Origin of the sequence: Pseudodesulfovibrio mercurii, from assembly GCF_000189295.2 — a bacterium.
GTDB lineage: Bacteria > Desulfobacterota > Desulfovibrionia > Desulfovibrionales > Desulfovibrionaceae > Pseudodesulfovibrio > Pseudodesulfovibrio mercurii.
On sequence record NC_016803.1, the window covers coordinates 3,175,343 to 3,188,560 of the forward strand.

Consider the following 13,218-nt stretch of genomic DNA (forward strand, 5'->3'; position numbering starts at 1 on the left):
CGCGGCGGCCCGGCCCTGCGTCCTCCGCGACGGAAGGAAGGCTCAGATGAAGATTCTGCTCCTGGCTCCCCCTGCAACACGGCTCATGAACCCGGCCACCTTCGTGGCGGACCTGCTGCCGCCCAAGACTTGGGTGCCCCTGGGCGTCGCCTCCCTGGCCTCGGCCCTGCGGGTCGGCGGGTTCCCGGCGGAATACCGGGACCTGCACGACTGGGACTGGTCCCTTGTGGAGGCCCTGCTGACCGAAAGCGATCCCGACCTGGTGGGCATCAGCTGCTTCACCTTCGGCCGGGGCAATGCCATGCGACTGGCCGCCCTGTCCAAGCGTCTGCTCCCCGAGGTCCCGGTGATCATGGGCGGCCCACACGCCACCTTTTTCCCGGACCATATCCTGGCCGACGGCAACGTGGACCTGGTGGCCCTGGGCGAAGGGGAGATCACCATGGTGGAGCTGGCCCGGCATTTCACCAACGGCCCGGTCCGGCGTCCCGTCATGGAGCGCATTTTGGCCCGCGAACTGGACGACGTCCGGGGGCTGGCCTTTGTTCGGGACGGGGCCATGCACCTGACCCCGCCACGGGAGAGCGTCACCGACCTGGATGTCTTTCCCTTCCCGGCCTACGACGCCTTCGATCCGGCGGAATACAAGTCCCCGGAGATTCCCCCGGAGTACCAGTCCCTGCCGGGAACCCACGTCATGACCTCCAGGGGCTGCCCCTTCAAATGCGAGTTCTGCTCGGTGAACCGGTTCTTCAAGGGCAAGTGGGCCTTCCGTTCTCCGGGCAACGTGGCCGACGAACTGGAGCGGCTGGTGGCCGACCTCGGCGTGCGGCACGTCTATTTTTCCGACGACCTGTTCTCGCTGAACCCCCAGCGGACCATCGGCATCTGCAAGGAGATCCTGGACCGCAGGCTGGACCTGGTCTGGATGGCCGAGACCCGCGTGGACTGCGTCAACGAGGAGATGCTCGGCTGGATGCGCAAGGCCGGATGCTACCGGGTCTACTACGGCGTGGAGTCCGGCAGCCCGCGCATCCTGAAGGCCATCAACAAGGGCTTCACCACGGACCAGGTGCGTCGGGCCTTCCGCATGACGCACCTGGCGGGCATGGAGCCCTGCTGTTTCCTCATGGTCGGCAACCCCGGCGAGACCCCGGAGACCATCGACGAGACCATCGCGCTCATCCGGGAGATCCGGCCGGGAACGTCCCCCATCGTCGGCATCACCACCATCCTGCCGGGGACCAGACAGTACGAGCTGTCCAAGCGGCAGGGGCTCATCAGCGACGACTATTGGCGCACGGACGCGGCGCCCCCGCTGTACACCGGCGAATACGAGGTGGACGACCTGATCCAGCTCCAGATCCGGCTGGCCCGGGGCGTCTGCCCCGAGGTCTACGAGCAGATGCGCGCCATGGGCCTGGACGACGACTATTTCCGCCTGCGGCGCATGATGGGGAAGGGACATGCCCGCACGGCCTGATCGCTCCATCCCCCTGCCGCGGCAGTTTTTCCATGCTCTCCGGCGCGTCCGGCCCGGCCATGCGGAGCGCCGGTCCCCCGGCCGCGCCGGGATCGTTCAGGACGTGAAGGGAACCGCCGCCATCCCGGCCGCGACCGCCTTTTTCGCATACCACCAGAAACCAACCATCGTGTTCCGCGCCCCGGGCGGGGACAGGGAGGCCACCCATGAAAGTCATCGACGTTGAAGACGCCATCGGCACGGTATTGTGTCACGACATCACCCGGATCATCCCCGGCCAGAGCAAGGGACCGGGGTTCCGCCGGGGGCATGTGGTCCGTCCGGAAGACGTGTCCGAGCTGCGCAAGATCGGCAAGGAACATCTCTACGTGCTCGATCTCGCGGACGGCTACGTCCACGAGGACGACGCGGCCCGCCGCATCGCCAGGGCGGCGGCCGGGCCCGGCCTGGAGCTGAACGAGCCCGTGGAGGGCAAGGTCACCTTCACCGCCGCCATGGACGGGCTGGTCAATATCGACGCCACGCGCCTGCTCAAGCTCAACTCCCTGGGGGACGTCCTCTTCGCCACCATCCACGGCAACCAGCTCGTGCGCAAGGGCCGGCATCTGGCCGGAGTCCGGGTGCTGCCCCTGGCGGTCCCCGAGGAATTGGTCGCCGACGCCGAACGGCTGCTCGCCGAGGGCGAACCCATGGTCCGGGTGCGGGCGCTGAAACCCGCCCGCGTGGGCATCGTGGTCACCGGCAGCGAGGTGTACAAGGGGCTGATCAAGGACAAGTTCGGTCCGGTGGTCCAGGGCAAGTTCGAGAGCTACGGCTGCACGGTCCTGGGCAAGCGCCTCGTGTCCGACGACGAGGCCATGACCGCCAAGGCCATCCGCCGTTTCCTCAGCGAGGGCGCGGAGTTCATCGTGGTCACCGGCGGCATGTCCGTGGACCCCGACGACCGAACCCCGGCCGCCATCCGGGCCGCCGGGGCCGAGGTGGTCACCTACGGCGCTCCGATCCTGCCGGGCGCCATGTTCATGCTGGCGCGTATCGGCGACGTCCCCGTGCTGGGGCTCCCCGGTTGCGTCATGTACTATCGGGCAAGCATCTTCGACCTGGTGGTCCCCAGGCTGCTCAGCGGCGAAGCGGTGACCCGCGACGACATTCTCGCTCTGGGATACGGCGGGTTCTGCGAAGGGTGCGCCACCTGCCGGTATCCCGTCTGCGGCTTCGGCAAGGGCATGTAGCCCCCGCCCGAGGCCGAGGGCGTCCGTCCGCCCGCAGGAGGGTCCGGCGGGCGATACCGCAGGCGGGCGCTCCTTGCGGGGGTGGCCTGGGTGGCATTGATGGTGCGTCGCCCAGGCCGTCCCTGCCGTCACGGCGGAGGCCGGGGATTCGGTCCCTGCCGGACGACAGGGGGGTGGGATGCATCCCACCCCCCTTCATTTTTCAGGCCCGGTTTCCGGCCGCGGCCGGGGTTTGGCGTCAACGCTTCCCGCGCTTGGTGATGCGCCGTATCTCCATGGCCCGGTCCCTCCACCGCTCCTTTTCCACGTAGTCCGCGCTCTTTTCGCTGCGGGCCCGGACATAGTCCATTTCGCGCTGCATCTTGCGGTAATTGTCCAGCCGCTCCGGCGGCAGGATGCCGGTGTCCACGGCGCGGAGCACCGCGCAGCCCGGTTCGTGCCGGTGCGTGCAGTCGGCGAAGCGGCAGGATTCGGCCAGCTCCAGGATGTCGGCAAAGGCCGCGTCCAGGCCCGCGCCGTCACCGGCGAAGGCGATCTCGCGGATGCCCGGATTGTCCATGAGCAGGCCGCCTTGCGGCATGGCGATGAGTTCGCGCGACGTCGTGGTGTGCCGCCCCTTGCCCACGCTCCGGCTGACGGCCGCCGTGGCCCGCACGTCGTGGCCGAGCAGCATGTTGGCCAGCGAGGACTTCCCGGCCCCGGAGGAGCCGATCATGGCCGCCGTCCGTCCGGGCCCCAGATAGCCATGCAGCCCTTCCGCGCCGCTGCCGTCCACGGTGGAGGTGAGCACGACCGGGACGCCCGGCGCAACGGCTTCGGCCTCGGCGCGGAACGCGTCCGGACAGTCGAGGAGGTCCGCCTTGGTCAGGACGATCACGGGCGTCATCCCGCAGTTGTAGACCAGGGCCAGGTACCGCTCCAACCGGCGCGGGTTGTAGTCGCGGTCGAGCCCGCTGACGATGAGGACCGTGTCCAGGTTGGCGGCGATGGGCTGCTCGCGCGGGGCCGCGCCATCCTGTTTTCCCCGCGAGCCCGCCTCGCCCCGGCGCAGGGTGTTTCGTCGCGGGAGCACGCGCTGCACGACGCTTTCGTCGACGATGACCCAGTCCCCGGTCACGGGGTAGTCCTCCCGCCGGGCACGGCGCAGTTTGCCCGAGGGGGTGCAGATCCATTCGGCGCGTCCGTCGGCGACCAGGAACAGGTCGCGTTGCGCGCTGACGACCCTGGCCACCCGGTCCGGGTCGAATCCCGGGTTCGTCATCAGGCCGTCGAAGTGTTCGTTCCAGCCGAGTCGGCGGAGCCTGTCCGTCGCCTCGCAGCCATGTGCGGCATGTATCGGTGTCTTCATCTTGCTTCCATTGTTCTTGCCCAGAGGGCGTGCCTCAAGGGCGCTTGATCACGACCGGCCGGAGTCGCGGCCGGAGGGCAACAGGGAACGGGAGGGGGATATGGAGCAAGGGCGTCCCAACAGACCCGCTTCGGGCGAAGCGGGGCCGGGACCGGCCGACCGGGCATTCGAAGGCCGCGTCGATGCGGCCGAGCGGCTTAGACCTGCGGGCTGCCCTTGTCCATACGGCGGGCGGCAAGATCCATGTACCGGGAAGTCATCCAAGCTCCTTTTGATGAAGAACAACCGGATGCTGAATCGAAGGCCGGACTTTGTCAAGGCGTCCGGCATCGGCCGGGGGTAGGGGGCTGCACGGAAATCAGGGCGGTTGCCGGCCCGCAGTTGCCGAGACGTTCGGCGACGTGATAAAGGAGATTCTGTACGATCCCTTCGGCGGGATCATCGAAGACACCAATCCGGCCTTGCACGTGCCCATCGGCTTCGCGGGCGGCCTGCACGACCGGGAGCTGGGATTCGTCCGCTTCGGCTGGAGGGACTACGACACCTTCACCGGCAGGTGGACCGCGCCCGATCCCATCGGGGACAGGGGCGGTGATCCGGATTGGTATGGTTATTGTTTGGATGATCCGGTCAATGCCAACGATCCGACAGGACTGCTGCCGTTTCTTCTGCCCTTTGCGGCAGGCATGGCAGGTGCGACCGCCATCAGCGCCACCGGATCGTACTTGGCGGCCAAGGCCACAGATTGGTTTGGCAAAAAGACCGACAAGGATTACGGCAAGGGCAAGCCGACGGCCACCGAGGGCGTCCATGATGCCATGGGCAAGGTTATCGGGATCAACTCCGGCATTGTCGGAGCGGCAGGTGCGGCAAAGGCGGCTCCCGCGGCTGCGGCGGCCGCGATGCAGCATCCGGATAAACTTGCTGCGGGTTCAAAAGCGGCAGCGGACTTTGCTTCCGGTGCATTCGATAAAGGGCCGGCACCCATGACCCGGGCGGGTGCTGCAGGTGCAGCTGCTAGAGCTGGATATGACTGGTATAAAGAGAAATATGGAAGATGATATGAGGATAAAAGCGTGGGAAGTATTCATGGGGATTGTCATGACCGCTCATGGAGTCGGCATGATAGTAACCAAAGACTTCAGCTTCAAGGGATGGCCCATCCCTTCCTGGGCGGCTTACGCTTACGCCGCAGTAGGTATATCGATAATTCCTCTTGCATGGTTTCTACGTCGTCCCACGAAGCATGACGAGGGGAAGTTCGATGATGGAAAAGGAAGAAATGAGGATTAAGCCAGCAGAGCTAGCCGTGGGGATTATACTGGTCTCTATGGGCATGATGGGCATGGGCGAAAAGGAATTGTTTCATTACGATGTTCCTATCCCATACCCGGAAGTCTTCAGCGCCGCTTGCCTGATTGCCGGGATTGTTTGGCTTGTGGTCCCCTGGTACCTGCGATCCCGGAAAAAACAATAACGACTGCGGGGAGTTCCAACGGAATAGATCGTTGGGATGCCTCCAATCTCGGCGTACTGACGTATTGCGCAAGGGCTGCTGCGGCAGCCCTTTTTCTGCGCCCCACTTGCCCGCATGGGGAAAATCCGTTTTCGCGAGCCCATCGGACCTGGCCGCCTGACCGGCTTGGGCCGCGAAATGCGGAATCCGTCATTTCCGGTCCTGCGGCCGTGGCCGCCGGGGGGGGCGGCGTGGCCGAAATTGTTGCGTGTGTGACGGAAGTGGACTATCAGGTGACGACGAAATGCGGGTTGCTGGAAATCCGGGCCGATACGCGCGAGGAGGGGTTCCGGCGACGGGCGGCCGTGGGGGATTTCCCGTCCCGAACGCCCTGGAGGGGTATATCATGAAACGCATTATGATGATGGTCTGCGCGCTGGCGCTCTGTGCTTCCACCGCCTTCGCCGGTACGCCGGTGAAGGTCGCCCACGCCACCTGGGTCGGCTACGGGCCGCTGTATATCGCCAAGGAACTCGGCTACTTCGAAAAGGAAGGCCTGGACGTGGACCTGGTCATCATCGAGGATGAGGCCCAGTATGCCGCGGCGCTCGCCTCGGGCAACATCGACGGCCTGGGCAACGTGCTCGACCGCGAGGTCATCCACTACGCCAAGGGCACCCCCGAGGTCGTCATCTTCGGCATGGACGAGTCCACCGGCGGCGACGGCGTGGTCGCCTCGGGCGAGATCAAGACCGTGGCCGACCTCAAGGGCAAGACCGTGGGGCTGGACAAGTCCTCCACCTCCTATTTCTTTTTCCTGTCCATCCTGGCCAAGAACGGCGTGGACGAGAAGGACGTCAACATCACCGAGATGGGCGCTTCGGACGCGGGCGCGGCCTTCGTGGCCGGGCGCATCGACGCCGCCGTGACCTGGGAGCCCTGGCTGACCAATGCGGGCCAGCGCGAGGGCGGCCATGTGCTCGTCTCGTCCAAGGAAATGCCCAAGACCATCGTGGACGTGTTCGTGCTCAACGCCGACTACGTCAAGGCGCACCCCGAGGTGCCCGCCAAGATGACCAAGTGCTGGAACCAGGCCATCGCCTGGTACGTGCAGAACCCGGACAAGGGCAACGAGATCATGGCCAAGGCCATGGGCCTCGAGACCCAGGAAATGGCCGACATGGCCTCGGGCGTGACCTTCATCGGCCAGGCCGACAACAAGGCGTTCTTCGACAAGTCCCAGCCCAACAGCGTCTATGAGGTCGCCGAGCGGGCCATCTCCTTCTGGAAGTCCAAGGGCATCATCACCAAGGACGTGTCCGTGGACGCGCTGATCAGCGCCGACTACGTCAACGCCGAGTAGCATGAAACAGGGAAATCCGACCGTGCGGAGAGGGGCGTGGCTGGCTGCCGCGTCCCTGTCCGCCGTTCTCGGCATATGGGCGGTCCTGGCCTACTCCGGCTCGGTCAAGCCCCTGTTCCTGCCCGCGCCGCACAAGGTCTTCCTGTCCTTCGGGGAGATGTACCGCGAGGGCATCCTCTTTTCCTATACCTGGGACAGCGTGTACCGGGTCATGGTCGGCTGGTCCCTGGCGGCCGTGATCGCCGTGCCGCTCGGGCTGCTCATCGCCACGTCCCGGCGCGCCTCGCACATGGTCGCCCCGGTCATGGAGTTCGCCCGCTACCTGCCCGTGGTCGCCCTGGTCCCGCTGACCCTGCTCTATTTCGGCATCGGCGACGCCCAGAAGTTCGCCATCATCTTTCTGGGCACCTTCTTCCAGCTGGTCCTGATGGTCGCGGACAGCGTGGCCACGGTGCCCGCCGACCTGAGCCGGGCCGCCGCCACCCTGGGGGCCAACCGCCTGCAGACCTACCGGCTGGTCCTGTTCCCCGGCGCGCTGCCGGGCATCATGGACGATCTGCGCATCACCGTGGGCTGGGCCTGGACCTACCTGGTGGTGGCCGAGCTGGTGGCCGCCAACTCCGGGCTGGGCTACATGATCCTGCGCGCCCAGCGGTTCCTGGCCATCGACCGGATCTTCGCCGGGCTGATCATCATCGGCGTGCTCGGGCTCTTGACCGACTACCTGTTCAAGCTGCTGACGCGCATCATAACCCCCTGGAGCGAAAAACGATGACCATGCTGTCCATCGACCATCTGGGCAAGGTCTTCGACTCCAACAAGGGGGAGGTGACCGCGCTCGAGGACATCAACCTGACCGTGGACCGGGGCGAGCTGGCCGTCATCGTCGGGCCGTCCGGCTGCGGCAAGTCCACCCTGCTGAACATCGTGGCCGGGCTGGAACGCGCCACCTCGGGCGCGGCCGTGCTCGAGGGCAGCCCCATCACCGGGCCGGGCGCGGACAGGGGCATGGTCTTCCAGTCGTACACGCTTTTCCCCTGGCTGACCGTGCGCAAGAACGTGGAGTTCGGCCTGCGCCTCAAGGGCGTGCCCCCGGCCGAGCGGGCCGAGATCGCCCGCAAGTACATCAACCTGGTGAACCTGTCCGAGTTCGAGAACGCCCTGCCCAAGGAGCTTTCGGGCGGCATGAAGCAGCGCGTGGCCATCGCCCGCGTGCTGGCCAACAAGCCGGTCATGCTGCTCATGGACGAGCCCTTCGGGGCCCTGGACGCCCAGACCCGGCTGCTCCTCCAGGAGCTGCTCCTGGACGTCTGGCGCAAGGAATCGAGCACCATTCTGTTCATCACCCACGACATCGACGAGGCCATCCTGCTGGCCGACAACGTCTACATCATGTCCAGGCGGCCGGGCCGGATCAAGGCCCGCGTGCCCGTGGACATCCCCCGCCCGCGCGACCACAAGGCCTCGCTGACCCCGGCGTTTTCGCGGGTCAAGTCGCAGATCATGGACCTCCTCTGGGAGGAGATCGCGGCGGGTTAGCCGAAAGCCTTTCAAGACATGATCGCCCCGGCCCTGCGCCGGGGTTTTTTGTGACTGTTCCCCGCGGACCTCCGGGCCCGCCCTTGCGCGGGCGTGATGAGCACCCGCGTGCCGTTCTGTCGCCCCCCCTTGGGACGGAGGGGCAGCCTTCCGCGATGCCCGCCGTCTCGGGAACCAGGACCGACGGGTCGGCTGCGGACGAAAAAAAGGCCGCGCCCCGGATGTCGGGACGCGGCCGTGTTGTGCGTGGTGCGGGGCGGCTAGGCCGCGCCGTCCGGGTTGACCGGCTTGGTCGGCCTGGCCGGTTCGAGGTCGTCGTCGAAGTGCACGGCGGGCTTGAACTTGAAGACCTTGCGCAGGGCCACGTAGAGCATGGGGATGAAGAAGATGCCCAGGATGGTGGCCGCGATCATGCCGCCCATGACGCCGATGCCCACGGAGTTCTGCGCGCCGGAGCCCGCGCCCGAGGCCACGGCCAGGGGGGTCACGCCGAGGATGAAGGCGAACGAGGTCATCAGGATGGGGCGCAGCCTGAGCCGCGCGGCGGTCAGGGTGGCCTCGATGACCCCGGCCCCGTGTTCCTGCTGAGCCACGGCGAACTCCACGATGAGGATGGCGTTCTTGGCGGCCAGGCCGATGGTGGTCAGCAGGCCGACCTTGAAGTAGACGTCGTTGCTCTGGCCGAACAGGGTGGCCGCCAGCAGCGCGCCGAAGATGCCCACGGGCACCGACAGGATGACCGCGAACGGGATGGACCAGCTCTCGTACAGCGCCGCCAGGCAGAGGAAGACCACCAGGATGGACAGGGCGTAGAGGGGCGCTGCCTGGTTGCCGGACAGCTCCTCCTGGGCCGACAGGCCGGTCCACTGGAGGTTGAAGCCCGCGGGCAGTTCGCCGATGATCCGGGCGACCTCCTTCATGGCGTCGCCGGAGCTGACCCCCTGGGCCGCCTGGCCCTGGATCTCCACGGCGGACGAGCCGTTGTAGCGCTCCAGCCGGGGGGAGTCGTAGGTCCACCGGCCCGAGGCGAAGGAGGCGAACGGGACCATGCCGCCCGTGTCGTTGCGCACGAACCAGCGGTTCACGTCGCTCGGCTGCATGCGGAACTGGGCCTCGGCCTGGAGGTACACGGGCTTGACCCGGCCCCGGTCGATGAAGTCGTTGACGTAGTCGCTGCCCCAGGCCGTGGACAGGGTGGTGTTGATGTTCGCGAAGGAGAGCCCCAGGGCGCTTGCCTTCTCCTGGTCGATGTCGATGTGGTACTGCGGCTGGTCCTCCTGGCCGTTGGGCCGGGTGTTGGACAGCAGCGGGCTCTGGGCGGCCAGGGCCAGGAACTGGTTGCGCACCTGCATGAGCTTCTGGTGCCCGGCGCCGTTGATATCCTGGAGGTAGAAGTCGAAGCCGTTGGACGTGCCCATGCCGTGAATGGCGGGCGGGGCCAGGGCGAAGATGCGCGCCTCGCGCATCTGGGAGAAGGCGCCCATGGCGCGGCCCGCCACGGCCTGGGCCGACAGGCCCGGCTCGTGCCGTTCCTCGAAGGGCTTGAGCCGGATGAAGGCGATGCCCACGTTCTGGCCCGCGCCGCTGAAGCTGAAGCCCACGGTGGTGAAGACGCCCTCCACGGCCTCTTTCTCATGATTCAGGAAATAACTCGAGACCTTGTCCATGACCCGCTGGGTGCGTTCCTGGGTGGCCCCCACCGGGAGCTGGACGCTGGCGATGAGGATGCCCTGGTCCTCCATGGGCAGGAACGAGCTGGGCAGCTTGGCGAACATCCAGCTCATGGCCGCGATGAGGAGCAGGAAGACGATCAGGAGGCGGCCGGTGCGGCGCAGTATCCAGGCCGTGCCGTCGTGGTAGGCGTCGGTGGAGCGGTCGAACCAGCGGTTGAACCAGCGGAAGCAACACAACGGCTTGTGGTGGTTCACGGGACGCAGGATGGAGGCGCACAGGGCCGGGGTCAGGATCAGGGCCACCAGGACCGAGAGGATCATGGCCGAGACGATGGTCAGGGAGAACTGGCGGTAGATGACGCCCACGGACCCGCCGAAGAAGGCCATGGGCACGAAGACCGCGGACAGGACCGTGGCGATGCCCACCAGGGCCCCGGAGATCTCCTTCATGGACTTGCGCGTGGCCTCGCGCGGGCTCAGCCCCTCGGTGGCCATGACGCGCTCCACGTTCTCGACGACCACGATGGCGTCGTCAACGAGCAGGCCGATGGCCAGGACCATGGCGAACATGGTCAGGGTGTTGATGGAGTAGCCCGCGATGGAGAGCACGGCGAAGGTGCCGAGCAGGACCACGGGCACGGCGATGGTCGGGATGAAGGTGGCCCGGATGTTCTGCAGGAAGATGAGCATGACCAGGAAGACCAGGATGATGGCCTCGATCAGGGTCTCGATCACGTCGGAGATGGACAGCTTGACGAACGGGGTGGTGTCGTAGGGGTAGACCACCTTGATGCTTCGGGGGAAGGTGGGCGAGAGCTTGGCGATGGCCGCTTCCACGGCCTCGGCGGTCTGGATGGCGTTGGCCCCGGTGGCCAGCTTGATGGCCAGGCCCGCGGAGGGCATGGTGCCGTTGTACAGGCCGTTGGTGGTGTAGCTCTCGGCCCCGAGTTCGACCTCGGCCACGTCCGACAGGCGGACGATGGAGCCGTTGGCCGAACTCTTGATGATGATGTTGCGGAACTGCTCGGGGGTCTGCAACCGGCTGCGCGCGGTGATGGTGGCGTTGAGCTGCTGGCCCTTGACCGAGGGCAGGCCGCCGAGCTGTCCGGCGGAAATCTGGGTGTTCTGGGCCTGGATGGCCGCGGCCACGTCGCCGGGCATGAGCGAGTACCCGGCCAGCTTGTCCGGGTTGAGCCAGATGCGCATGGCGTAGGCCGAGGCGAAGAGCTGGGTGTCGCCCACGCCCTCCACTCGCTTGAGGGTGTCGTTCAGGGAGCTGTCCACGTAGTCGGCGATGTCCACCGAGGACATGCTCCCGTCCGTGGACACGAAGCCGATGACCATCAGGAAGCTGGCCGAGGACTTGGTCACGCTGACGCCGTTGCTCTCGACCACGTCGGGCAGCTGGGAGGTGACCTGCTGGAGCTTGTTCTGGACCTGCATCTGGGCCACGTCGGGGTTGGCCGCGTTGGTGAAGGTCAGGGTGATGTCGGACTGGCCCGTGGAGGTGGACGTGGAGGTCATGTAGTCCAGGTTGTCGATACCGGTCATGCCCTGCTCGATGACCTTGGTCACCGAGTTCTCCACGGTCTTGGCGTCCGCGCCGGGGTAGTTGCAGCTGACACGCACCGAGGTGGGCGCGATGTCCGGGTACTGGGAGATGGACAGGGTGTCGAGGGCCAGCAGGCCCGCGAGCATGATGACGATGGCGATGACCCAGGCGAAGATGGGCCGCTTGATGAAGAATTCGGACATGATCGGGCTAGCCTTCCGCTCCTGCGCCCTGGGCGGGCTGTGCGTCCTGCACGGGCTTGACCTCGCCGGTCGCGTCCTCCACCGTCATTTCCTTGGTGGTCACCACCTGGCCGGCGCGCACGAACTGGGAGCCTTCGACCACGAGCTTGTCGCCGTCGCCGATGCCGGACTCCACCAGCCAGGAGTTGCCCACGTTGCGGCTGACCGACAGGACCCGCTCCTCGACCTTGTTGTCCTGGCCCACGAACATGGCCACGGGCTGTCCCTTGGTGTTCCGGCTGACCGCCCGCTGGGGGACCAGGTAGCTGTTGTCGATCACGCCTTCCTCGATGATGGCGCGGACGTACATGCCGGGCAGGAGCAGCCGGTCCGGGTTGGGGAACTCGGCGCGCACGGTGAAGGTGCCGGTGGACTCGTCCACCTTGGTCTCGGAGAACTCCAGGGAGCCGGGGTGGGAATAGATGGTCCCGTTTTCGAGCTTCAGTTTCACCGCCATGATCGTGCCGGACACGTGGATGCGCCCGGAGGCGATGGCCTGACGCAGGTTGAGCAGGCTGGTGCTCGACTGGGTCATGTCCACGTTGATGGGATCGAGCCGCCGGATGGTGGTCAGCGGGACGCTCTGGTTGGCCGTGACCAGCGCGCCGGGCGTGAGGTCGGACTTCTCGATGCGGCCGCTGATGGGGGCCTTGATCTCGGTGTAGCCGAGGTTGATGCGGGCGCGCTCCACTTCGGCCTTGGCCGAGGCCACGGCGGCCAGGTCGGACTCGTAGATGGCCCTGGCGTCCTCGTAGTCCTGGGAGCTGATGGCCTTGTCCTTGATCAGCTCGGAGTAGCGCTTGGCCTTGTTCTCGGAGCTGGGCAGGGCGGCCTGGGCCTTTTTCAGGGTGGCCACGGCGCTGTCGTAGACCGCGCGGTAGGAGGACGGCTCGATGCGGTAGAGCACGTCCCCGGCCTTGACCTCGCTGCCCTCGCGGAAGAGTCGCTCGCGGATGATGCCGTCCACCTGCGGGCGGACGTCGGCCACGAGCGAGGCCGTGGTCCGGCCGGGCAGTTCGGTGGTCAGGTGCACGGACTGCGGGTGCAGGATTTCCACGCCGATCTCAACCGGAGCCCGGTTGGCCTTGGCCTCGGGAGTCTTGTCCTCGCAGCCCGCCAGGCCGGTCAGGACCAGGAGGCAGAAGAGGACCAGCGGCACGGTCGCGGCGCGGCCCGTTGCAAAGTGGAAATGGCTGTGGGACAGGATCTGCAATGCGGATTCCTCCTTGACGCTTGGAAGCGGGATCATTTACGGTACCAGGCAGTACTCATAAGGATGACGGGCTCTGCTGTCAATCCGGTAAATTGTGAAAATATGTTAAACGGAGGA

10 protein-coding genes are annotated in these 13,218 nt (G+C 66.4%); 7 read left to right on the forward strand and 3 right to left on the reverse strand.

Annotation, left to right across the window (positions count from 1 at the left end):
* The first annotated feature begins 46 nt into the window (after positions 1–46).
* Together DND132_RS14375 and DND132_RS14380 are read left to right on the forward strand one after the other, a co-directional pair.
* Positions 47–1,483 (forward strand): B12-binding domain-containing radical SAM protein, encoded by a 1,437-nt coding sequence (locus DND132_RS14375; protein WP_014323481.1) that lies wholly within the window; start codon positions 47–49, stop codon positions 1,481–1,483.
* A gap of 206 nt (positions 1,484–1,689) precedes the next feature.
* The gene (locus DND132_RS14380) at positions 1,690–2,715 is read left to right on the forward strand and encodes a molybdopterin-binding protein (RefSeq protein WP_014323482.1); all 1,026 of its coding nucleotides are present in this window, start codon (positions 1,690–1,692) and stop codon (positions 2,713–2,715) included.
* A 238-nt stretch (positions 2,716–2,953) separates the two neighbouring features.
* On the opposite strand, the gene rsgA is transcribed toward DND132_RS14380, so the two are convergent.
* A complete protein-coding gene (gene rsgA / locus DND132_RS14385; RefSeq protein ID WP_014323483.1) occupies positions 2,954–4,063 on the reverse strand; it encodes a ribosome small subunit-dependent GTPase A in 1,110 nt (369 codons plus the stop codon).
* Positions 4,064–4,464: 401 nt separating this feature from the next.
* On the opposite strand from rsgA, the gene DND132_RS14390 reads away from it, so the two are divergent.
* The 5 genes from DND132_RS14390 (at position 4,465) to DND132_RS14410 (ending at position 8,421) form a co-directional block, all read left to right on the forward strand.
* Positions 4,465–5,124, forward strand: a complete 660-nt coding sequence (locus tag DND132_RS14390; RefSeq protein WP_238528174.1) for an RHS repeat-associated core domain-containing protein — start codon at positions 4,465–4,467, stop codon at positions 5,122–5,124.
* Between the two features lie 203 nt (positions 5,125–5,327).
* A complete protein-coding gene (locus tag DND132_RS14395; protein WP_014323484.1) occupies positions 5,328–5,540 on the forward strand; it encodes a hypothetical protein in 213 nt (70 codons plus the stop codon).
* A gap of 385 nt (positions 5,541–5,925) precedes the next feature.
* Positions 5,926–6,882, forward strand: a complete 957-nt coding sequence (locus DND132_RS14400) for an ABC transporter substrate-binding protein (protein WP_014323485.1) — start codon at positions 5,926–5,928, stop codon at positions 6,880–6,882.
* Position 6,883: 1 nt separating this feature from the next.
* Complete coding sequence (locus DND132_RS14405; RefSeq protein ID WP_014323486.1) at positions 6,884–7,657, forward strand: ABC transporter permease; 774 nt, start codon at positions 6,884–6,886, stop codon at positions 7,655–7,657.
* On the forward strand, positions 7,654–8,421 hold the full coding sequence (locus DND132_RS14410; protein ID WP_014323487.1) for an ABC transporter ATP-binding protein: 768 nt from the start codon (positions 7,654–7,656) through the stop codon (positions 8,419–8,421). Before DND132_RS14405 ends, DND132_RS14410 begins: the two co-directional genes overlap by 4 nt.
* Positions 8,422–8,681: 260 nt before the next feature.
* Here the strand turns inward: DND132_RS14410 and DND132_RS14415 are convergent, their stop codons facing one another.
* A complete protein-coding gene (locus DND132_RS14415) occupies positions 8,682–11,849 on the reverse strand; it encodes an efflux RND transporter permease subunit (protein WP_014323488.1) in 3,168 nt (1,055 codons plus the stop codon).
* A 7-nt stretch (positions 11,850–11,856) separates the two neighbouring features.
* On the reverse strand, positions 11,857–13,137 hold the full coding sequence (locus DND132_RS14420) for an efflux RND transporter periplasmic adaptor subunit (protein ID WP_081475948.1): 1,281 nt from the start codon (positions 13,135–13,137) through the stop codon (positions 11,857–11,859).
* Positions 13,138–13,218 lie beyond the last annotated feature (81 nt).

What these genes read in the sequence shown, in the direction of transcription:
- DND132_RS14415 (WP_014323488.1), bottom strand. Translation starts at nt 11,849, where the DNA reads ATGTCCGAATTCTTCATCAAGCGGCCCATCTTCGCCTGGGTCATCGCC.
- DND132_RS14395 (WP_014323484.1), top strand. Translation starts at nt 5,328, where the DNA reads ATGATGGAAAAGGAAGAAATGAGGATTAAGCCAGCAGAGCTAGCCGTG.
- rsgA (WP_014323483.1), bottom strand. Translation starts at nt 4,063, where the DNA reads ATGAAGACACCGATACATGCCGCACATGGCTGCGAGGCGACGGACAGG.
- DND132_RS14420 (WP_081475948.1), bottom strand. Translation starts at nt 13,137, where the DNA reads ATGATCCCGCTTCCAAGCGTCAAGGAGGAATCCGCATTGCAGATCCTG.
- DND132_RS14405 (WP_014323486.1), top strand. Translation starts at nt 6,884, where the DNA reads ATGAAACAGGGAAATCCGACCGTGCGGAGAGGGGCGTGGCTGGCTGCC.
- DND132_RS14400 (WP_014323485.1), top strand. Translation starts at nt 5,926, where the DNA reads ATGAAACGCATTATGATGATGGTCTGCGCGCTGGCGCTCTGTGCTTCC.
- DND132_RS14380 (WP_014323482.1), top strand. Translation starts at nt 1,690, where the DNA reads ATGAAAGTCATCGACGTTGAAGACGCCATCGGCACGGTATTGTGTCAC.
- DND132_RS14410 (WP_014323487.1), top strand. Translation starts at nt 7,654, where the DNA reads ATGACCATGCTGTCCATCGACCATCTGGGCAAGGTCTTCGACTCCAAC.
- DND132_RS14375 (WP_014323481.1), top strand. Translation starts at nt 47, where the DNA reads ATGAAGATTCTGCTCCTGGCTCCCCCTGCAACACGGCTCATGAACCCG.